This is a genomic window from Comamonas fluminis, assembly GCF_019186805.1.
Taxonomy (GTDB): domain Bacteria; phylum Pseudomonadota; class Gammaproteobacteria; order Burkholderiales; family Burkholderiaceae_C; genus Comamonas; species Comamonas fluminis.
Genome location: NZ_CP066783.1, coordinates 3,918,485 through 3,939,394, shown reverse-complemented (window position 1 = coordinate 3,939,394; position 20,910 = coordinate 3,918,485). Strand labels below are relative to the sequence as shown.

Annotated in this window: 21 protein-coding genes and 1 tRNA gene; 13 read left to right on the top strand and 9 right to left on the bottom strand. The window is 60.2% G+C overall.

Annotated features, from left to right (window positions below; all coding sequences use genetic code 11):
- Positions 1-176: 176 nt before the first annotated feature.
- A complete protein-coding gene (locus tag JDW18_RS18235; RefSeq protein WP_218240985.1) occupies positions 177-1,667 on the bottom strand; it encodes a cryptochrome/photolyase family protein in 1,491 nt (496 codons plus the stop codon).
- A 23-nt stretch (positions 1,668-1,690) separates the two neighbouring features.
- Here JDW18_RS18235 and JDW18_RS18230 point away from each other — a divergent pair, with 23 nt between their 5' ends.
- From JDW18_RS18230 to JDW18_RS18205, 6 genes are all read left to right on the top strand, one after another.
- Positions 1,691-2,290, top strand: coding sequence for a YqgE/AlgH family protein (locus JDW18_RS18230; RefSeq protein WP_218240984.1), 600 nt, complete (start codon positions 1,691-1,693; stop codon positions 2,288-2,290).
- Positions 2,291-2,307: 17 nt separating this feature from the next.
- The gene (gene ruvX / locus JDW18_RS18225) at positions 2,308-2,802 is read left to right on the top strand and encodes a Holliday junction resolvase RuvX (protein ID WP_218240983.1); all 495 of its coding nucleotides are present in this window, start codon (positions 2,308-2,310) and stop codon (positions 2,800-2,802) included.
- Positions 2,799-3,329, top strand: coding sequence for a bifunctional pyr operon transcriptional regulator/uracil phosphoribosyltransferase PyrR (gene pyrR / locus JDW18_RS18220; protein ID WP_218240981.1), 531 nt, complete (start codon positions 2,799-2,801; stop codon positions 3,327-3,329). The genes ruvX and pyrR overlap by 4 nt, the downstream gene beginning before the upstream one ends.
- 2 nt (positions 3,330-3,331) lie before the next feature.
- Positions 3,332-4,294 (top strand): aspartate carbamoyltransferase catalytic subunit, encoded by a 963-nt coding sequence (locus JDW18_RS18215; protein ID WP_218240979.1) that lies wholly within the window; start codon positions 3,332-3,334, stop codon positions 4,292-4,294.
- 223 nt (positions 4,295-4,517) lie between these two features.
- Positions 4,518-5,810 carry a dihydroorotase gene (locus JDW18_RS18210; protein ID WP_218240977.1) on the top strand — a complete coding sequence of 431 codons (1,293 nt, stop codon included), beginning with the start codon at positions 4,518-4,520 and terminating at the stop codon, positions 5,808-5,810.
- Positions 5,811-6,005: 195 nt separating this feature from the next.
- Positions 6,006-6,764: a lysophospholipid acyltransferase family protein gene (locus JDW18_RS18205; protein ID WP_218240975.1), complete on the top strand. Its 759-nt coding sequence runs from the start codon at positions 6,006-6,008 to the stop codon at positions 6,762-6,764.
- Positions 6,765-6,821: 57 nt separating this feature from the next.
- Here the strand turns inward: JDW18_RS18205 and JDW18_RS18200 are convergent, their stop codons facing one another.
- Positions 6,822-7,832: a Bug family tripartite tricarboxylate transporter substrate binding protein gene (locus JDW18_RS18200; protein ID WP_218240973.1), complete on the bottom strand. Its 1,011-nt coding sequence runs from the start codon at positions 7,830-7,832 to the stop codon at positions 6,822-6,824.
- A 123-nt stretch (positions 7,833-7,955) separates the two neighbouring features.
- On the opposite strand from JDW18_RS18200, the gene arsC reads away from it, so the two are divergent.
- From arsC to JDW18_RS18165, 7 genes are all read left to right on the top strand, one after another.
- The gene (arsC, locus tag JDW18_RS18195; RefSeq protein ID WP_218240970.1) at positions 7,956-8,336 is read left to right on the top strand and encodes an arsenate reductase (glutaredoxin); all 381 of its coding nucleotides are present in this window, start codon (positions 7,956-7,958) and stop codon (positions 8,334-8,336) included.
- A gap of 165 nt (positions 8,337-8,501) precedes the next feature.
- Positions 8,502-10,058 carry a Do family serine endopeptidase gene (locus tag JDW18_RS18190; protein WP_218240969.1) on the top strand — a complete coding sequence of 519 codons (1,557 nt, stop codon included), beginning with the start codon at positions 8,502-8,504 and terminating at the stop codon, positions 10,056-10,058.
- Between the two features lie 345 nt (positions 10,059-10,403).
- Positions 10,404-11,960 carry a phosphatase domain-containing protein gene (locus JDW18_RS18185; protein ID WP_218240966.1) on the top strand — a complete coding sequence of 519 codons (1,557 nt, stop codon included), beginning with the start codon at positions 10,404-10,406 and terminating at the stop codon, positions 11,958-11,960.
- Positions 11,961-12,001: 41 nt separating this feature from the next.
- Positions 12,002-12,406, top strand: a complete 405-nt coding sequence (locus JDW18_RS18180) for a hypothetical protein (protein WP_218240963.1) — start codon at positions 12,002-12,004, stop codon at positions 12,404-12,406.
- A gap of 163 nt (positions 12,407-12,569) precedes the next feature.
- Positions 12,570-13,229 (top strand): response regulator, encoded by a 660-nt coding sequence (locus tag JDW18_RS18175; RefSeq protein ID WP_218240961.1) that lies wholly within the window; start codon positions 12,570-12,572, stop codon positions 13,227-13,229.
- Positions 13,226-14,638 carry an ATP-binding protein gene (locus tag JDW18_RS18170; RefSeq protein WP_218240959.1) on the top strand — a complete coding sequence of 471 codons (1,413 nt, stop codon included), beginning with the start codon at positions 13,226-13,228 and terminating at the stop codon, positions 14,636-14,638. The genes JDW18_RS18175 and JDW18_RS18170 overlap by 4 nt, the downstream gene beginning before the upstream one ends.
- Before the next feature lie 129 nt (positions 14,639-14,767).
- Positions 14,768-15,790, top strand: coding sequence for a sensor domain-containing diguanylate cyclase (locus JDW18_RS18165; RefSeq protein WP_218240957.1), 1,023 nt, complete (start codon positions 14,768-14,770; stop codon positions 15,788-15,790).
- A 304-nt stretch (positions 15,791-16,094) separates the two neighbouring features.
- On the opposite strand, the gene JDW18_RS18160 is transcribed toward JDW18_RS18165, so the two are convergent.
- From JDW18_RS18160 to JDW18_RS18130, 7 genes are all read right to left on the bottom strand, one after another.
- Complete coding sequence (locus JDW18_RS18160; RefSeq protein WP_218240954.1) at positions 16,095-16,595, bottom strand: DUF4411 family protein; 501 nt, start codon at positions 16,593-16,595, stop codon at positions 16,095-16,097.
- Positions 16,592-17,734 (bottom strand): XRE family transcriptional regulator, encoded by a 1,143-nt coding sequence (locus tag JDW18_RS18155; protein WP_246610063.1) that lies wholly within the window; start codon positions 17,732-17,734, stop codon positions 16,592-16,594. Before JDW18_RS18155 ends, JDW18_RS18160 begins: the two co-directional genes overlap by 4 nt.
- A gap of 95 nt (positions 17,735-17,829) precedes the next feature.
- Positions 17,830-18,096 (bottom strand): transposase, encoded by a 267-nt coding sequence (locus JDW18_RS18150; RefSeq protein WP_218240953.1) that lies wholly within the window; start codon positions 18,094-18,096, stop codon positions 17,830-17,832.
- A 62-nt stretch (positions 18,097-18,158) separates the two neighbouring features.
- Positions 18,159-19,405, bottom strand: a protein-coding gene (locus JDW18_RS18145; protein ID WP_425514748.1) for an IS3 family transposase whose coding sequence is annotated in 2 segments (ribosomal slippage) — positions 18,159-19,075 and positions 19,075-19,405 — 1,248 coding nt in all. Because the reading frame shifts where the segments join, the coding sequence is not laid out codon by codon here.
- A 203-nt stretch (positions 19,406-19,608) separates the two neighbouring features.
- Complete coding sequence (locus JDW18_RS22890; protein WP_218240950.1) at positions 19,609-19,950, bottom strand: transposase; 342 nt, start codon at positions 19,948-19,950, stop codon at positions 19,609-19,611.
- Positions 19,951-20,504: 554 nt separating this feature from the next.
- A tRNA-Arg gene (locus JDW18_RS18135) sits at positions 20,505-20,579 on the bottom strand.
- A 21-nt stretch (positions 20,580-20,600) separates the two neighbouring features.
- A complete protein-coding gene (locus JDW18_RS18130; RefSeq protein WP_218240948.1) occupies positions 20,601-20,909 on the bottom strand; it encodes a hypothetical protein in 309 nt (102 codons plus the stop codon).
- Between the last annotated feature and the right edge of the window lies 1 nt (position 20,910).

The following is a 20,910-nucleotide window of genomic DNA, read 5'->3' as shown; positions in this document are numbered from 1 at the left end:
GGCGGCACCGCAGACTGAATTGCGTGACGCAGGTTTGCCCGGAGCGCAGCGCAGGGACGCAGGAGGTCGGGTCGCATTCTTTGGGTTACCTTTCTTGTGCGAGCAAGAAAGGTAACTCGCCTGCCGGGGCGAGACCCGGCCTCTGTCTCTAAATAAGAAGCATGGAGCCAAAAACCTCAAGACTCCTTCTTCAATATCCCAAACCGAGCCAGCGTCTTCTCCCGCGCCGCGGCATGATCCACCACCGGTAACGGGTAGCTGCTTCCAAGCGCAACACCCGCCTCGGCCAGCTCCAGGGGCTTCGCCAGCCACGGCGCATGCCGCAGCTTGGCGGGCAGTGCAGTCAGCTCAGGCACATAGCGGGCGATGAACTTTCCTTCCGGGTCGAACTTCTCGCTTTGCGTCACCGGGTTGAAGATGCGAAACCAGGGCTGGGCATCGCAGCCGGTGGAGGCAGCCCATTGCCAGCCGCCGTTATTGGCGGCCAGGTCAAAGTCATTGAGCTTTTCGGCAAAGTAGGCTTCGCCGCGCCGCCAGTCGATTCCCAGGTCTTTGACGAGAAAGCTGGCCGTAACCATGCGCAAGCGGTTGTGCATATAGCCGCTGGTGTTGAGCTGGCGCATGGCTGCATCGACCAGCGGGTAGCCGGTGCGGCCTTCGCACCAGGCGGTGAAGAGTGCGTCGGCCTCAGCGCCTGCTTCCCATTCGATAGCGTCATATGCGGGTTTAAAGCTGCGCTCCACCACATGCGGGTGGTGAGCCAGAATCTGAAAGTAAAAGTCGCGCCAGATCAGCTCGCTGAGCCAGGTGGCTGCGCCTTCGCGTGCGCTGGCAGGCCACTCTTCGTTGTGTGTGGCTTCATAAGCCAGCCGGGCCAGTTCGCGGATGGAGACGGTGCCAAAGCGCAGGTGCACGCTGAGGTAGCTGGGGCCCTTGAGGGCCGGAAAGTCCCGCGCCGCCTTGTATTGCGGCAGGCGCGGCAGAAAGTCGGCCAGCAACTGGTTGGCACCGCTGGTGCCCGTGGGCAGGCGCAGGCCTTGCAGGGTGTCGGCGGCAAAGCCCAGGTCTGCGGCTGTGGGGATGGGGCGGCGCTCGCTCTGCGGCAAGTTCGCTAGTTTGGCGCTCAGGTCGCGTTCACTGGGGTAGCTGGAGAGGTAAAAGGGCGTGATTTTCCTGAGCCAGGCGTTTTTGTAGGGTGTAAAGACCGAGAAAGGCGAAAGGCTCTGGGTCAGCACCTCGTCCTTGGCAAAGATGCGGTGGTCTTTGTAGCGCAGCAAAAGCCTGCCATCGGCCTTGAGGCTGCGGGCCACCTGGGCATCGCGGGCAAGGGCGGCGGGTTCGTCATCGTCATTGCAAAAGACGGCACTTGCGCCCAGTTGCTGCGTCAGGGCGGGAATGATGTCCTGCGGCAGGCCGCGCCGGGTGATGAGGCCGGTTTCCGGGCGGGGTGTGTGCTGGCGCAGGTCCGCATCCAGCTCGCTCAGGCTCTGGCAGATGAACTCCACGCGGCGGTCGGCGTGGGGTAGGGCGCAAAGAATGCTGTCATCAAAGACAAAGACGCAATACAGCTTTGCACAATGCTTTGCAGCCTGATAAATAGCGGCGTTATCGTGCAGGCGCAGGTCACGTCTTAGCCAGATCAAGCCCACAGGGTAAGAAGGAGTCATGGTTCGCCATTAAAATCGCAGTTATGTCTGCAGAATCTGCGCCTATCAACTTGACGCACCACTTCCTGATTGCCATGCCTGGCCTGGAAGATGAGTCGTTTTCGCGCAGCGTTGTGTACCTGTGCGAGCACAGCGAGCGTGGCGCGCTCGGTTTGATTATCAACAAGCCCTCCAAGCTCAGCCTGCAAGGCCTGCTCCAGAAAGTGGATTTGGGCCTCAAGCGCGAGGATCTGCGCGAGGCCCAGGTTTTCACCGGCGGCCCGGTGCAGACCGATCGCGGTTTTGTGCTGCATGAGCCCATGGTGATTGCCGATGCGCCCGAGAACGAATCGGCTTACGCATCGACCATGACCATACCCGGCGGGCTGGAAATGACCACTTCCAAGGATGTGCTCGAAGCCCTGTCTGACGGCGCTGGCCCCAAGCGCGTGCTGGTCACGCTGGGCTATTCGTCCTGGGATGAGGGGCAGCTTGAATCCGAAATTGGCGAGAACGCCTGGCTGACCGTGGAGGCTGACCCAGATGTGATCTTCAATACCCCCGTGGATGAACGATACGACCGGGCGCTGGGCCTGCTGGGGTTGCAGCGCTGGATGCTATCGCCCGAAGCGGGACGCGCATGAACGGTATCGGGACGCGCATGAACGATATTTCCTCTTCCAACAAGGCCGCCGATGCGGCCTTTTCACCGACTGCTTCCGTGGCAGAACAAGCGGCCCCCAAGCCCGAAAAGCCCGAGGTGCCTGCGCATTTTCAGCAGTTTCTGGGCTTTGACTTTGGCATCAAGCGCACGGGCTGCGCCTCGGGCAACCGGGTGCTGGGCGGTGCCAACCCGCTGCCCACCATCAAGGCCGAAGGGGCCGATGCCCGTCTGCAGGCCGTGGACAAGCTGATCCGCGAGTGGCAGCCCAATGCGCTGGTGATTGGTGTGCCGTATCACCCCGATGGCGCTGCGCACGAGAACACGGCCCGCGCCCTGAAATTTGGACGCCAGCTCAGAAGCCGCTTCAAACTGCCGGTGTATGAGGTGGACGAACGCTACAGCACAACTGAAGCCCTGGCGGGCGGCGCACGCGACGCCGACGCGGCATCGGCTTGCATCATTCTTGAACAGTTTTTGAGGAGTCTTCCATGAGTGAAACCATTGCAGGAAACCTGTCGGGCCAGGGCAGCCTGATTCTGGACGCCGAAGCCCTGTACAGCGAATTGCTGCGCGGCGTGCAGCGCCTCATGGGCCCCAATACCCGTCTGGCGGGCATCACCTCCGGTGGCGCCTGGCTGGTTGAGCGTCTGCACAAAGACCTGAACCTTGCAGGCAAGCCCAGCGTGCTGTCGTCTTCGCTGCACCGCGATGACTTCTCGCAGCGCGGCATGTCCAGCAGCGCCCAGACCCAGATCGACTTCGATGTCAACGGCGCCGACATTCTGGTGCTGGACGATGTGCTCTACACCGGCCGCACCGTGCGCGCCGTGCTCAACGAACTGTATGACTACGGCCGTCCCGCTTGCGTGCGACTGGCCGTTTTGGTGGACCGGGGTGGGCGCGAGCTGCCTATCCAGGCCGACTTTGCCGCAGCCCGCGTGGCGCTGCAGGCCGACCGCTCTCTGGCGCTGGCGCGCGATGAGGGCGGTGTTTTCCACTTCCGCATTCAAGAGGCCTGATCGTGCTGTACAAGCGCAACCCCCAACTCAACAAGAATGGCGAGCTGATTCACTTGCTCACCACCGAAGGTTTGTCCAAGGACATCCTCACCCAGATTCTGGACACCGCCAGCAACTTCGTCAGCGTCAACGACCGCGAAGTCAAGAAGGTGCCGCTGCTGCGCGGCAAGAGCGTGTTCAATCTGTTCTTCGAAAACAGCACGCGCACCCGCACCACGTTCGAGATCGCGGCCAAGCGTTTGAGCGCCGACGTGTTCAATCTGGACATCGCACGCAGCTCGGCCAGCAAGGGCGAGACGCTGCTGGACACCATCGACAACCTGAGCGCCATGGCCGCTGACATCTTTGTCGTGCGCCACAGCGAATCCGGTGCGCCCTATCTGATCGCCAAGCATGTGGCGCCCCATGTTCACGTGGTCAACGCCGGTGACGGCCGCCATGCACACCCCACACAGGGTCTGCTGGACATGTACACCATCCGCCACTACAAAAAGGATTTCTCGAACCTGCGCGTGGCGATTGTGGGCGACGTGCTGCACTCGCGCGTGGCGCGTTCGGACATCCACGCGTTGACTACCCTTGGCGCTGCTGAAGTGCGCGTGGTGGGCCCTCGTACGCTGGTGCCATCGGACATGAGCAGCATGGGCGTGCGTGTCTTCCACAACCTGGAAGAGGGCATCAAGGACTGCGACGTCATCATCATGCTGCGCCTGCAAAACGAGCGCATGAGCGGTGCGCTGCTGCCGTCGAGCCAGGAATACTTCAAGAGCTTTGGCCTGACCGAAAAGCGCCTGGAGCTGGCCAAGCCCGATGCCATCGTCATGCACCCCGGCCCTATCAATCGCGGCGTGGAGATCGACTCCGCTGTGGTCGATGGCCCGCAGGCCGTGATTCTGTCGCAGGTGACTTTCGGCATCGCGGTGCGCATGGCCGTCATGTCGATCGTTGCGGGTAACGAAGCCTGATGGAACATCAGGCCATCCCCCTGAGCGGCTGCGCCGCTTCCCCCTTCTCTCGCAGCCTTGCTGCGGGAAGGGGGACGACGCCCTCGCCGCGAGGCGGCTCTTGCTCGGCGTCTCTCGCGACAGCGGGCCGGAACACAGGGCTGGGTGGCATTGGGTTCAATATGTTTTTTGTAGCTGCTAGTGCTTATGAATTAAGGACTTGCGGCCAATTTGGTGCCAAACCATGAAGATTTTGATTCGCAATGGCCGGGTGATGGATCCGGCAAGCGGTTTCGACCAGCAGGCCGATATCGCCATTGATGGCGGCGTGATTGCAGCCATCGGTTCTGTGCCCGCAGGTTTTGTGGCCGAGCGTGAAATTGACGCGGCTGGTCAGTGGGTGCTGCCGGGTCTGGTTGATCTGGCCGTGCGCTTGCGTGAGCCAGGCCATGAGCACGAAGGCATGCTGCAGTCCGAAATGGCTGCTGCCGTAGCCGGTGGTGTGACCAGCCTGGTCTGCCTGCCCGATACCGACCCTGTTCTGGACGAGCAAGGCCTGGTGGAAATGCTCAAGTTCCGTGCCGAAAAGCAGCACAAGTCGCGCCTGTTCCCCATGGGTGCGCTGACCGTGGGCCTCAAGGGTGAGACGCTGACCGAAATGGCCGAGCTGACTGAGTCCGGCTGCGTGGCCTTTGGTCAGGCCGATGTGCCGCTGCCCAGCATCACCACGCTTAGCCGTGCGCTGGCCTATGCCAACACCTTCGGCTATGCCGTGTGGTTGCGCCCGCAGGACAAGGACCTGGGCAAGGGCGTGGCTGCCAGCGGCGCACTGGCCACCCGCATGGGTCTGGCTGGCGTGTCCGTGGCGGCAGAGACGATTGCACTGCACACCATCTTCGAGCTGATTCGCGGCTCGCAGACCCGTGTTCACCTGTGCCGCATCTCCAGCGCTGCAGGCGTGGAGCTGGTGCGCCGCGCCAAGGCCGAAGGCCTGAACGTGACGGCTGACGTGTCCATCAACTCGCTGTTGCTGACGGAAACCGATATCGGCTACTTCGACAGTAGCGCCCGCGTGATTCCCGTGCTGCGCCAGCAGCGCGACCGCGATGCGCTGTCTGCTGCGCTGGCCGACGGCACGATTGACGCCCTGGTGTCTGACCACACGCCTGTCGATGAAGACGCCAAGGTCCTGCCTTTTGCCGAGGCTGAACCCGGTGCCACCGGTGTTGAACTGCTGCTCTCTGTGGCCGTGAAGTGGAGCCGTGACCACAACGTGGCTCTGAACCGCGCTCTGGCGGCTATCACCACGGCTCCGGTTTCCGTGCTGGGTAATGCGCTGGGCGATCAGCAATCGTTGCTGGGCCAGTTGAAGGTGGGTGGCATTGCCGACCTGTGCATTGTTGACCCTGATGCGGAGTGGACGGTGGAGCCCAAGGCACTGGAAAGCCAGGGCAAGAGCACGCCGTTTACCGGCTATGAACTGCCTGCCCGTGTGGTGACGACTATCGTTGATGGTGAGATCGCTTATCAGCGCTGAGATCACCCCCTGAGGCGCTGCGCGCCTTCCCCCTGGCCGGGCGCCCCTCTCTCGCTACGCGGGAGGGGGACGACAGCCTCGCTGCGCGGCGGCGCTTGCTTGCTGTCCTTGGCTTGGGGCGCGCCAGTTTTAGCGATCGCCCGTTTCAAGTTGCTGCATTTCGTTTTAGCTCAGTCGCTACACTCTTTGAGAATCATGGCAAACGGCTTGCACAGTATCAAAACCAGTATTCGCGCAGTCTGGCGCGGCATGCGGCTGCTGGCGCATGTGGCCAAGGGCGCGTGGATTGTGGCGTTTCGCTTTCCCCAGTTGCATTACTGGCAGCAGCACGAGCATGTGCAGGCTTGGGCTGCCACCTTGATGCTGCGTGCGGGTGTCGAGCTGCAGATCAAAGGCGAGCCGCCTGCCAAAGGGCCGGTGATGCTGGTCAGCAACCATATCTCGTGGCTGGACATCCCCATGCTGCATGCGGCGCGTCACTGCCGCTTTATCTCCAAGTCTGACGTCAAAGGCTGGCCCATCATCGGCACCCTGGCCACGGCTGCTGGCACGCTGTATATCCAGCGCAGCTCGCGGCGCGATGCCATGCGCATGGTGGGCGCGATGGAAGATGCGTTTAAGCGCAGCGAAATTCTGGCCGTGTTTCCCGAGGGCACGACGGGCGATGGGCGAGAGCTACTTTCTTTTCACTCCAACCTGCTTGAAGCCGCCGTGCAGTGCGACGCACCAGTGCAGCCCGTGGGCCTGCGCTTTGTTGATGGCAAAACAGGCCAGACCAGCTATGCCGCCACCTATGTGGGCGACGAAACCCTGCTGGGCTCCATCTGGCGCGTGCTCAGCTCCGACCAATTGCAGGCCGTGGTGCACTATGGCCAGCCTCAGCAGGCACAAGGGCGCGATCGCCGGGCATGGTCCAAGGATTTGCATGCCGAGGTGGATCGGCTGCGGCAGTAATCAAAACACCAGAAAAGAAAAATGCAGCCTTTGAGGCTGCATTTTTTTGACGGGGAATCAGAGCGTCATCTTGCTGTCAATGATGACTTTGCGCCAGCGTGCCAGGTCTTTGGCGATCAGGTCGGCAAACACCTTGGGGCTGCTGGGCATGGGCTGGGCGCCTTCGTTTTGCAGACGCTCCAAAATGGCGGGGCTTTTGAGCGAGGCATTGATCTGTGTGTTGATCTTGCTCACCACATCGGCTGGCATATTGGCCGGGCCCACAACGCCATACCACTGGTCTGCTTCAAAACCGGGAAGACCTGCTTCAGATACGGTAGCTACATTAGGCAGGGCTGCAATGCGCTGGGGCGAGGACACGGCGATTGCCTTGATCTGGCCCGCACGAATCTGGGCCAGCACTGCAGGTACACCGGTAAAGAGTGCTTGCACCTGACTGGCCACCAGATCATTGACGGCTGGGGCCGTGCCTTTGTAAGGCACATGCTGCATGGTCAGCCCGGCCTGCAGCGCCAGATAAGCCATGGTCATGTGGGCTGCGCTGCCATTGCCGCCCGAGCTGTAGTTCACGCTGCCGGGGCGGGACTTTGCATAGGCGATGAAAGACGCCAGATCGTTGGCGGGCACAGATGGGTGAACCACCAGCACATTGGGCACGCGAGCCACCCAGGCCAGCGGGGTGAAGCTCTTGATCGGGTCGTAAGGCAGCTTGGGATAGAGCGAGGGGGTGACGGCCAGCGTACCCACATGCCCCATCAGCAGCGTGTAGCCGTCCGGTGCCGCCTTGGCCACGCGGTCAGCGCCAATGCTGCCGCCTGCGCCCGCTACGTTTTCGGGCACCACACTCTGGCCCCAGGCCGTTGTCAGCTCGTGGCCAATGGCGCGGCCCAGAATATCGGCCGAGCCACCCGGTGTGAACGGAATCACCATGCGTATGGCTTTGCTGGGGTATTTGGAGTCTTGCGCCAGAGCGCTGCCAGCTAGGCCGCTCAGCGCAGTGGCTGCGGCCCATTGACTCCATTGGCGGCGGTTGATCTGAAGTGGATAGGGGGCTGGGGTGTTTTTCATAAGTCTCCTCTTGATTTTTTAGGGCGGGTTGTAAGTCAGTCTATGCAAATAGCCGCCTTTGCAGTACCGGGTGCAATGGCATAGCAGCTATGGCTGGGCGCTCTGGCTCGCTACACTGCCGCCATGACTACAAGCACAGACACCCCGGTGAACCGCCCCGATATCACCATCTTCCACAACAACCGCTGCAGCAATTCGCGCGGCGCATTGGCCCTGCTGCGCGAGCATGGCATTGAGCCCAATATCGTCGATTACATCGCCACGCCACTGACAGCGCCTGAGCTGGCGGAGCTGATCGCTCACCTGGCTGAGCCTGTGCGTGATCTGCTGCGCAGCAAGGAAGCGCAGTTCAAGGAGCTGGGGCTGGACAACCCTGCAGTCAGCGATGTGCAGCTGATTCAGGCGGTAGCTCAGTATCCGGTGCTGCTCAACCGCCCCATTGTGGTCACGCCCAAGGGGGCCAAGCTCTGCCGCCCACCCGAGCTGGTGCTTGAACTGATCTGATTGAATAAATCAAGTGTTTTGTGGCTGCAGCGCTTTAAAGATAAGCGCTAGCAGCTCACTTTTCAGGAGTTTTTGACTTCTGACGGCATCCTAAGTCTGTCCTAAGTGTGGCTTGGCAAACTGGCTTTCAACAACACCGATGCGGTGCTTTTTGAAAGGTTTGCCATGAATACACTTTTGTTGACTCCTCGTCGTCTGGTGATGGCCCTGGTGGCTGCGGGTGCGATTGGTGCACTCGGTGCGACGGGGGCGGGTCTGGTCGGCGTGCGCAGCGATGCCCATGCCCAGGTGACCACGGCTGCGGCAGTCGTCCAGCCCGCAAGCACGGCGGGTTTGTCTGCGGTGGGTACCCCCAACTTTGCAGACATTACTGCGCGCAATGGCGCGGCGGTGGTGAATATCAGCGTGGTGGGCAGCTCGCGCGCCATGGAAGAGGGTGATGGCGATGAGGCGGCAGAACGTCAGGATTCGCGCCAGGAGCAACGCCAGGGCCCTCAGGGCATGAGCCCCGACGATCCCTTCTTTGAATTCTTCCGCCAGTTCGGCATGCCCGGAAGGCCGGGTGCGGGTCCACGCGGTCAGCAGCCTGATACGCCCATGCGCGGCGAGGGCTCGGGCTTTATTGTGTCCAGCGATGGCGTGATCTTGACCAACGCCCATGTGGTGCGTGGCGCCAAGGAAGTGACGGTCAAACTGACCGACCGCCGCGAGTTCAGCGCCAAGGTGCTGGGCTCTGACCCCAAGACCGATGTGGCGGTGCTCAAGATCAATGCCACCGGTCTGCCCACCGTCAAACTGGGCCAGACCAGCCAGCTGCGTGTGGGCGACTGGGTGCTGGCCATTGGCTCGCCATTCGGCTTTGAAAACAGCGTGACCGCTGGTGTGGTCAGCGCCAAGGGGCGTTCTCTGCCCGATGATTCCTTTGTGCCTTTTCTGCAGACGGACGTGGCCATCAACCCCGGTAACTCGGGTGGCCCGCTGTTCAACGCGCAGGGCGAAGTCGTGGGCATCAACAGCCAGATCTACACCCGCTCCGGCGGTTATCAGGGCGTGTCGTTCGCTATTCCTATCGAGCTGGCAACCCGTGTGCAGCAGCAGATTCAATCCACCGGCAAGGCCCAGCATGCCAAGCTGGGTGTGAGCGTGCAGGAAGTGAATCAGGCCTTTGCCGATTCCTTCAAGCTCGACAAGCCCGAAGGTGCGCTGGTGGCCAGCGTGGAAAAGAATGGGCCTGCTGCCAAGGCAGGGCTGGAGCCCGGCGATGTGGTGCGCAAGGTAGATGGCACGCCGGTTGTGGCTTCGGGCGATTTGCCGGCCTTCATCGGCCAGGCGCTGCCTGGGCAGAAGGTGACGCTGGAAGTCTGGCGCAAAGGAGAATCCAAAACCTTGAGTGCCACTCTGGGTGATGCCAGTGACAAGGCCGCCAAGGTTGCCAAGGACTCTGCCGATGCCGGCAAGGGAAAGCTGGGCCTGGCTCTGCGCCCCTTGCAGCCCGATGAGAAAAAGCAGATTGGGGTGGATTCCGGTCTGGTCGTGGCTCAGTCCAGCGGGCCAGCGGCTCTGGCGGGTATCAATCAGGGGGATGTGCTGCTGTCCATCAACGGCACACCAGCCGCCAATGTGGACGATGTGCGTGCAGCCGTAGCCAAGGCTGACAAGACGGTGGCGGTGCTGATCTGGCGTGATGGCAACAAGATCTTTGTGCCTGTGCGCCTGGGTTGAGGGGAGTGCTGAGTCGCTACCCAGCGCTCATCTGAAGCGCGCAGAGCTGTGATGATCTGAGTGCAGCCGCATCCCCTGGGGAGCGGCTTTTTTTGCTCGTCGATTTGATTGATTCATCGCAAAAATCATCCCAATTACTGACTTAAATCGGGATTTCCCCATGGAATTGTCACGTTTCATTAAGTAACGAACTTATACATGTGTAATGAAATAGACTGCCGCTCCTGTGCGCTCAATTGACCGAGTCAAGGGCTGAAGGCAGAGCTCAATAGCATCTGCGATGACCCGGGCGCAACGATAAAACACGACCTGCCACAGGGCTCATGGCGTACGAGGGAGGCTTTCTTGGATCAGCAACACAGTCTGCAGGCATGGGGCCTGGGGGCGTCTTATGGCCCGCGCGTCATCCTGGCCGAGGTGGATTTTGCGCTGCCAGCCTCTGGTGTCACTGCATTGCTTGGGCCGGCTGGTACAGGCAAGTCCACTTTGCTGCGTACTCTGGCTGGCCTCAATGACGTCAACCCGCGCTTTCGCAGCTGGGGGCAGGTTCAATGCAAAGGCCAGCCGCTGGGTACAGCAAACCAGCCCCGTCTGGTGCAGCAGCATGCACGCCTGATGCGCGCCAATACGCTGGATGCGCTGATTGAAATGGCGCGTCAGGGCGAGCAGAAGACTCCCCTGCAGTGGCGCCAGTGGGTCACAGAACAACTGCAGCAATACGGCTTTGCCGAGCTGGCTCAGGTGCTGGATAGCCCGACGATGGAGCTCAGCACTGTGCAGCAACGTGCCGTCGCCATTCTGCGCGAAGCCTGGGCCAGGCCCGCTGTGCTGATGGTGGACGAGCCCACTGCCGACCTTGATGGCTACGAAGCCTTTTTGCTGCTGGACGTTATCAAACAAATAGGCCTGCACAGCAGCGTGCTGCTGGTGACCCATCAGCAGCAGCATGCACGGGCTGTGGCGCAGCAGATGCTTTTGCTGGCTGGTGGACGCATTCAGGAAGCTGGGCCCATGGCTGATTTTCTGCAGCGCCCGGTCAGCGCAGCAGGCCAGCAATTTGTGCGCACGGGCAGCTGCCATGTACCCATGCCAGGAACGCCTGTGCATGAGCTGGCAGACGATGTGCTGCCGCCCCCGCCGCTGCCAGCAGCCGCTGTGGCTGCGATTGCTGAATTTCTGGAGCCGCAGAAGGCGTCTGCGGTGCTTGAAGCCGTTGTCCAGCCTGTCGTTCCGGCTGCGCCAGAGGCCGCAGAAGAGAAGGTCAAAGCTGAGCCTGTGGCGGACATCAAGCCTGAACCCGCCACACCCGTGCCTGTCACTGCAGAGCCCGCAGCAAGCTCTGCACCGGCATTTCAGCCTCGTCCTGTCAGCGCTTCTGTACTGATGGAAATGCAGCCGCTCGCAGCGAGTGAAAACGCGGTGGCAGCCAGCCGTGGCCCCAGCGGTTTTTCCTGGCTGGTACCGGGACGGCTGGCCGGCACACCGTGGCCCGGTGTGGTGCATGACATGGATGCCGACCTCAAGGCGCTGAGCCGTTGTGGCGTGACCATGCTGATCACGCTGACTGAAAAAGATTTTCCCCAGGATGCGCTGGCCCGGCATGGCTTGCGCAACTTCCACCTGCCTGTGTATGACCACGAGCCGCCCACCGTGGCGCAGATTCAGATGCTGCTGGCGCGCATGTCTGCAGCCCTGCGCCGGGGCGAGGTGCTGGCGGTGCATTGCCTGGCGGGGCTGGGGCGAACCGGAACGGTGCTGGCCGCCTGGCTGGTGCGCGAGGGGCTGACGGCCGAAGAGGCATTGCGCCGTGTGCGGCTGATTGATGCGCAATACGTGCAGTCAGCGTCTCAGGAAGCTTTGCTCCACGAATACGAAAACGCGTTATTGCAAAAAATGGCGTGAGCTTACGCGCCGCCTGCGGCGCACAACGAAAGAGAGAAAAAATGAGTTTGGATGCTGTCCTGACCCAGGCCGTGGCATCGGTGCCCGAATGTCTGGCTGCTGGCTATGTGGATGCGGCTTCGGGCATGTTGCTGGCCATTCGCACCGTGGATTCCCACCCCCGTGAAGTGATTGATCTGGTGGCCGCTGCAACGGCTGACCTGTTCAACGGCCCCAATGTTTCCATGATCGAAACACTGTTCAAGCGCTCGCGCGGCATTTCCGATGATGGTCACCACTACTTCCAGGAAATCATCATCAACAGCGACAACCTGATTCACGTGTTCCTGCGCAGCAAGGCTGTGCCTGACTATGTGGCTGTCTTTGTCTGCCGTCGCACCGCCAATCTGGGCATGGCGCTGACCAAGGCGCGCATGGCTATGCCGGGGATTGAGGCGGCGGTCTAAAAACTCCCCCTGAGGCGCTGCGCGCCTTCCCCCTGAGGGGGACGACTGCCTCGCTGCGGGGCGGCCCTTGCTTGCAGTCCCTTACTTTAGGGCGTGCCAGTTTTTGACTGGCACGCCCTTTGCTTTTTTCGCGGGTGGCTGATCACAGCGCTATGCTTCCTCCATGAGACTGCTACTCGTTGAAGATGACACCATGATCGGCCAGGCCGTGCTGGCGCTGCTGCGCGGGGATGGTTATGTGGTGGACTGGGTGCAGGATGGCGCTCAGGCCGATGCTGCTTTGCATGGTCATCAATATGACCTGGTGCTGCTGGACCTGGGCTTGCCACAGCTCGATGGCCTGCAGGTGCTGCGGCAGTTGCGGGCCCGCCGCGATGCGACGCCGGTGCTGGTGGCTACGGCCCGTGATGCTGTGCGCGACAGAATTGCGGGGCTGGATGCCGGTGCCGATGATTACGTCATCAAACCCTATGACATGGATGAGCTGCTGGCCCGCATTCGTGCGCTCACGCGCCGTGCTGGCGGGCATCTGGAGCCGGTCTATGAGCATGGCGACGTGATGCTCAACCCGCGAACCCATGAGGCCACAGTCGGCGGCCAGCCTGTGCAGCTTTCTGGTCGTGAATGGGCGGTGCTCAAAGCGTTGCTGACCCGGCCCGGCAGCACCCTGTCGCGTCAGCAGCTGGAAGACAAGCTCTATGGCTGGGGTGATGAAGTCAGCAGCAATGCGGTGGAGGTCTATATCCACGGCCTGCGCAAAAAGCTGGGCACCGCCGCCGTGCTCAATGTGCGTGGCGTGGGCTATATGGTGCCCAGACCATGAATAAGCCTCGCCGTTTGCACGGGCTGCGTCTGCCATCTTCACTGGGTGCGCGTCTGCTGCTGTTCATTGGTCTGGCCATTGCGCTGCTGGCTGTGCTGCAGGGTGCGCTGGCCTACCGCAATGCGCTGGTGCAGACCGATACCCTGTTTGACTACCAGATGCAGCAGACTGCATTTGCCCTGCGCGCCGGCCTGCCTGTTGATGCCAAAGGCAGGCCCGAAGGCACGCCGCCCGAGGATGAAAACGATGAATTCATCGTGCAGGTCTGGACCAATGAAGGCCTGCGCATTTTTGAATCTGCACTGGGTGCAGCCTTGCCGCAGATGGCGGTGCTGGGTTTTGCCGATGTGCCCGCACGCGGCACCACATACCGGGTGTTTTCGCTGCAGACGCGCTCCCAGGTCATACAGATAGCGCAGGACATGCGTGTGCGCAGAGCGCTGGCGCGAGAAGCTGCCCTGCGCAGCCTGCTGCCTGTGGTTTTGCTGCTGCCTCTGCTGGCGCTGGCAGTGTGGTGGGTGGTGCGCCAGTCTCTGCAGCCAGTACAGCGGGTGAGGGCTGAGCTGTCGCAGCGTCAGCCGCAGGACTTGGCTGCGGTGAATCCCGAAGGCCTGCCCGATGAAATCCGCCCGCTGGTGCTGGAGCTCAACAGCTTGCTGCAGCGCGTGGAGCAGGCGTTCGATGCGCAGCAGCATTTTGTGGCCGATGCGGCGCACGAATTGCGCTCGCCATTGGCTGCGCTGACCCTGCAGTTGCAGGTGCTGCGCAAGGCAGTCGATCAAACCTCGCGTGAAGCCGCACAAAACGAGCTGGCTGCAGGCATTGACAGAGCCAGGCGGCTGGTAGAGCAACTGCTGGCGCTGGCTCGGCAGGAAAGCGGGCCAGTCGCCGCTGCACCTGCGCAGCAGGCACCCGTTGATTTGCGCGAGCTGGCTGAAACCGTGCTGGCCGAAGTCGCGGAAGCTGCGCAGCACAAGGGGCTGGACATGGGGCTGAGTGAAGACCCAGTGCAGCAAACCAGCTTCAGCGTGCAGGCCGATGCACAGGCCCTGCACATGCTGCTGCGCAATTTGCTGGACAACGCCATCAAATACGTACCGCAAGGCGGTAGGGTCGATGTGGGCTGGCTGCAGAGTGCGCAAGGCCATGCCTTGGTGGTGGAGGATTCCGGGCCCGGCATAGACGCTGCAGAGCGCCCCCGCGTGTTGCAGCGCTTTGTGCGCGGGCCGCAGGCGGGTGGCATGGCCGGGGGCAGCGGGCTGGGCCTGGCGATTGTGCAAACCGTGGCAGAACGCAGCGGTGCCAGCCTGGTCCTGGACGAATCGCCCTTGTTAGGCGGGTTGCGGGTAAGGGTTATCTGGCCTCAGATTCAAGGTGGTCTATCAAAAAATATAGCGCTTGGCGCTTGAAAGGCCTAGGCTTGGGTGGAAAAAATGCATCAAAACGCATATTGAGGTTTTGACGGACAGTTACGAAAGAAGTCTTTGCTTAAACTTTGCGCTAACTTTTTGATTGCGCATCGTACGGAGGGGTTGCCCATGACATCGATTGTTCAGCGGCTTTCGCACACTGTGACCAGCTCTCAGACCATGCCGGCGCTGATTGGCCCTTTGCTGGAAATCATGCTGGAAGTCACCGGTCTGGACTCCGCCTATCTGACGACAGTGGATGAAGAGCGTGGCGTGCAAAACGTCGTTCACGCCCTCAATACCGGCACCATGCTCATTCCCGAGGGGCTGGAAGTCCCCTGGAGCGACACCCTGTGCAAGCGTGCTCTGGACGAAGGGCGAACCTATACCGGCGATGTCAAAGAATGCTGGGGCGATTCCGATGCCGCCCGGGCGCTGAACATTCAGACCTACGTCAGCACTCCGGTGCGCTTTGCCAGTGGCAAGCTCTATGGAACCCTCTGCGCGACCAGTGACCGCTCCGTCAAGCTGGCCGACGAGGCTGAGGATGTGCTGCGCCTGTTCGCCAAAATCATTGCCGGCTTTGCCGAGCGCGAGCAGCTCGTCAGCTCCTTGCAGCTGGCCAATCAGGAACTGGCCTCACTGGCCATGCTGGATGCACTGACCGGCCTGCCCAATCGCCGCTGCGTCACCGAAGAGCTCAACCGCATCATTGCGCACTGCCGCCGCACCCGTGAATGGGTGCTGGTCGGCTTTGTGGATATGGACCATTTCAAGCAGATCAACGACCAATATGGTCACGAAGCGGGTGATGCACTCATGCGCACCATGGCCGAACAACTGAGCGCAGCACTGCGCGGTAGTGACATGCTGGCCCGCTTTGGTGGCGACGAATTTGTCATGGTCGGCACCGGGCCCCTGCTGGATGGCGATGGAGATGCCGTTGTCAAAGACCTGCAGCAGCGCCTGTCTGCCGCATCAGCTGTTGCGGTTGACCTGGCGGATGGCCGGCAGATCAGCTATCCCGGCGCCAGCGTTGGCATGGTCTGCCTGACCCCGGACGACACTGATGTGGACGACGCGCTGCAAAAAGCCGATGCGGCGATGTACAGGGTCAAGACAGCCCGTCAAAAACACAAGGAAGCCGCTTGAGATAGAGATTTCTGGGGATTTAAAAGAGGGCTGGAAAGCAAAAACTCCAGCCCTTTTTCAATGAGCGGTAGGCATGGCCAGTCGTTGTGACCGAGAAAAAGAAAAGGCCGGAAGGTGATGTACCTTCTGGCCTTGAATTTGGTCCCTCCAACAGGAATCGAATCCGTTATCACTGGGTTTCCGCAGTTTTTGAACGAAACTGCAGTGGATTTCCTATAGGCAAGCTTCGTTGATCTCCGGCCTTATGAGACTCCATGTCCCACTGTATGTCCCAGGCTTTTTGGGGTGAACAGTAGTTGGAAATTTAGTCAGCCAGAACAAAGCGTGCATCGGTCCGGCCTAGCAGCTCGAATGTATCAATGCACGGCACGCCGAAAGCTTGGCAGACGTTTGGAATACTGTACTTTCGTCGTGTTTGCGGGTTGAACTGTTCATGCGTGACGATGACGGCGCCGGGTATCGTCATTGCCTTTGCTAGCAGCCAAGGGTCCGCCCCTCCAAGAAAGTCTTCTAGCGCGCCCGGTTTCATTGTTGCGACCTGCGATGCCACATGCGCAGCTACACGAACGAAGGCTTGCTGTGTGGCGTCATCCGATACTGGAAGAAACAGTCCCGCTTGACCCTTAGCCCATTCTGCAAGCTCATCATTGCCTCGACGAAGCTCTGCACCTACAGGCTCTATGCTCGCAACCACACCAGCGGTATGACTGCGCTGAACCCAGGCCCAATAAGCAGGGCAGACGGCCATCCGGTAATAGCGGTTCTTGGCTTCAATCAAAGTGTTGGAATCAAGCAAATAGTTCATGCGCCAAGCTGTCCCGCAAATTCACGAATTTTTGAAGGCTGGACACCCAGCAGCCTACCTGCTTCACGTAGCAGTAAGCGACCGCTGAATGCTTCTGCAATGACCGCTTTAGCGAAGCGTGCGCTGTTCTTTGCTCCAGCGTTGCGATAAAAATTACCGCCTCCACCTTCTGCATTGCGAAAAGCGGCCAGCTCAGCTAGATAAAAGTCAGAGTAGGTAGCTCTATCCACAAATCCCATGTCTAGTGCTCGGCGGATGATGACAAGCCGACTAACATGGAAGCGCCTTGCCAACTCCGCTACTCGCACATTCAACTCTGGGGAGCTAATAGGCCACAGCTGAGCAAAGATGGCCGACGGAGCTAAAAACTCGCCAGCGACTGCATTGCAGAAAATTTCCTCACGTCTGGTGTTGTTTGGCGCTGCGTTAGAAATTCCGCTGCTGCCGAGCCAAATATGAGCAAGCTCATGCAGCAGCGTGAACAGTCGGGCCGATGGCGCATCAGTAGAGTTGATGAACACGATCGGGGCGAGTGGGTGGCTAATTGCAAAGCCCCTGAACTCTCCAACGTCAAGCTTCCGATGAGTGTTGTTGCCGACGATCCCGCTTCGCATCACCAACACGCCAGCACGTTCAGATGCGTCTATTAGTTCACGCTGATAGGCTTCCCAGCTAGCATGCCCTTGCTCAACAGCAACACCCAGCACATTACGAATGTCATTCGCAACCTCCACCACGCTCGACTGGATGTTGAAACGTCCAACGAATGGGAGTGGTTGGGCCCCTTGTTCTTGCAGAAATTCGACAAACCATTCCTGCCTCTGCATCGCATTTTTGATGGTTTCCTTAAGGTTGATGCTGGGACTCGGTACAGGCAGTCCACCGATGGTCCGAAGATCAGGCAGTGTCGGCTCGTCTTCAGGAGCTTCGCTCAGGAAGAGATAGCCGAACGGCGCATGTAAAGCGCTTGCGACGAGCTGAGCTTGCCTGAATGTTGGCTGCGCGTCACCACTTTCCCAATTTTGGTATGTCTCTGGCTTAACGCCGACAGCTGTGGCCGCTTCTTCAACGGCGAGGCTCGCACGACCACGTGCCCAGCTGAGCATCGCAGGGTTGATATGAGCGTAAGCGTTGGCCATGTGGTTTTCTAATAAAACAATCTGTCACCGAATTGCGCCATGTTACCAACATAGCATCATGACTGTGGGAGGGGGGCGACTAGGGCGTGTTCACATTACCTCAGGTGTTCGCAAATCAAAGCCATTGAGATAAAGGTCGCGTACACAACATCGAGCTTGTCATAGCGCGTGAAGACGCGCCGGTAAGCCTTGATCCGCCGGAACAAGCGCTCGATCTCATTGCGCTGGCGGTATCGTCGTTTGTCCAATTGCCAAGGGTGTTTGCGCAGTGGGTGCGCAGGGACGACAGGTATCAAGTTGCGCTCCAGTGCCTCAGCTCGCAAGTCACCGCCGCCGTAGACGCTGTCCATCAGCAGATACACAGGTGCGTCTTGGACGCCAATGATCTTGCCCCCGTAGTTCCGGACACCATCCAGTCGCTAAGTTAGCCCTGATGGGCGGGGCGATTCTGCCGTCGTCGGAACTCCCTGGGCGACATCATCTTCAAACTCGAATGCGGGTGGATTTCGTTGAAGTGCTCGAACGCATCCGGCAATTGCACCAGCACCGTCGGCGCGTCACGCAGGTCCATACGGCTCATGTAGTCCCGCTTGAAGGTATTCACGAAGCTCTCGGCCATGCCGTTGCTCTGCGGGCTACACACGGGCGTGTTGATCGGCTTCAAGCCCAGCGATCTAGCAATGCTACGCGTCTCGTGCGCGATGTAGGCGCTGCCGTTGTCGGTGAGGAACTCCAATTCATGCTCCAGGGGCACGGCTTCAACCGTGCCAAAGCGCCGCTCCACGGCTTCCACCAGCATATCGCGCACCGGCTCTCCCGCAAGCCCCTTGCCCTTCCAAGCTCGCCAGGCCAGGATCTCCCGGTCGCAGCAGTCCTTGGCGAAGGTGGCTGTGACCGTCTCGCCCGAATCGCACTTGATCTCAAAGCCGTCAGAGCACCAGCGCATGTTGCTCATCGGCACACTGACCTGGCCATCGTGAACACGGCTCGAATGCCGGCGCTTGGGCGCCTTGGGCAACAGCAGTCGATGCTGCGCCATGACCCGATAGATGCGCTTGTGGTTCAGCACCTGTTGACCTTGCGAACGTCGCTCTCGATTGAGCAGCGCACCGGCGCGGCGATAGCCATAGCTGGGCAACTCGGCAATGTGGCGGCGAATATCGACCAGCAATGCCTCATCCTGGGCTGGCGCACGGCCACTGCGGCCATCTCGCCAGTCACTGGGCCTGCGATGGCGCACATACAGATTCGAGCGCGCCACGCCCAGCACTGAGCAGACCGACTTCATTGGTCGTCCCCCGGCAACAAGGGCGAGCGCGCAATCCACTTTTTTGCGGCGGCGAGCTCCACGGCTTCCTTGAGTATCTCGTTCTCCAAGGTCTTTTTGCCCAGCACACGTTGCAGCTTGGCGATCTCGGCGCGAGCTGCGGCCAGTTCCGAAGCTGGCACAACCGCTTCGCCTGCGCTCACGGCCACCAGCGCGCCTTCACGATCCAGGCGCCGCCAAGTGAATAGCAAGCTCGCTGACACACCCTCCTGGCGGGCTACGAGCGACATGCTCATGCCTGGCTCATAAGTTTTGCGAACCAAGGCCGCCTTCTCGGTAGCCGACCAGCGTCGCCTGCGCTGGTCTCGGGTGATGACCTCAATCGTCTCTGTATGTCTAGTCATACGCACAGTCCTATGCCTGTCTCAAAGATAAACGATGGACCGTGTCCGGAGATTCAGGGGGCTATCTCAGCCAATGACTTCAATGAGGTGACGGCCTTCGGGGCCATCACCGGCTTGGCCTGCTGTCAGGCTCCATACCAAAGCATCTCGACAGCTGGCGGCCACCATGTGAATCTTGCTGCTCCAGCCACCCCGGCTCCTGCCTATGGCTTGTGGACCGTTTTTTTGCGAGCCCCGCAGCCATCAGGGTGGACTTTGACGATGGTTGAATCCAGACTCAACGCTTGGACACACCACTGGCTAAGTCGGTCCTGCTGTAAATGTGAAAGTACTTCCACCAGAACGCCGCTGTGCGCCCATCGGTACAGACGCATGTAAATCGTATGCCATGGGCCAAATCGAGTTGGCAGTGCGCGCCATTTACAGCCGTTACTGGCCATGTAAGCCAGCGCATTGAGCAAGCGATAGTGGCTGATACGACGACTGCCACGGGGCTTAGGTAACAGATGGCGGATGCGCTTGAATTGAGAGCGAGAGATGTACATGCAGGCGCTGGATTGTCAGCGCCTGCATGAGCAGTCAACTATTAATGTGAACACGCCCTAGCTACCCGCAATGAATGCATCCAGTTTGCGGCGCTCGGCGCCCTAGTCAGCACCTTTAGTCCATCGACTGTACACGCGGAAAAACATCTCTATGGAGTGCCCCATCTGCATGGCAACCCATCTCGGCGTGGTGCCCGCCATCAGGCACATGGTCGCAAAGGTGTGGCGGGTTTGCGGGGCATCGCGGTAGCGCAGGCCCAGCGCGCTGACAGCGGGGCGCCACTATGCATCCAGTGGAGTGTCCGTGGATCCAAAAAGCTTGCCCTGCTCTGTCTCAAACACATAAATGGCATTCTTGTGGCTGTCTGCTTTTTGACGGTGCAATGCTTCCGGGGCATTGGCAGTCAGCTCCACCGTGCGGGTGTTGCCCGTCTTGGTTCCCTTGTCTTGGCCGCGTCTTCAACCCGATTGACTGTCTTTCCTATCTCGATGTTTGACTTGAGGAAGGAACAAAGAAAAAGGCCGGAAGGTGATACACCTTCTGGCCTTGAATTTGGTCCCTCCAACAGGAATCGAACCTGTATCTAGCGCTTAGGAGGCACTCGTTCTATCCATTGAACTATGGAGAGGGACGCTGGATTCTAACTGCCTTAGCCAGCCTCACCGGGCTTGGCACAAGGATGTTGATCCTGGATGTGCTGATTTAGCGCCTGGATGGTGGGTATCACTTGGGTGTGTGTCGCTACCCAGTCGCAGCCCAGAAACTCCGCAATGCTGCGATCTTGCAGCAACTCGGGCAGTCGATTCTGCGCTGCTGCCTGCAGCATTTCATGGGCGCGATCCATGGCCTCTTCGCTATGCGCGGCGGCGGGCTCGCCCATCTCTGCTATCCATTCTTTTTGAATGGCAGAGATGAGCAGGCCGGCTGCGATTTGCTGCGCTGTGCGTGTTGCTGGCATA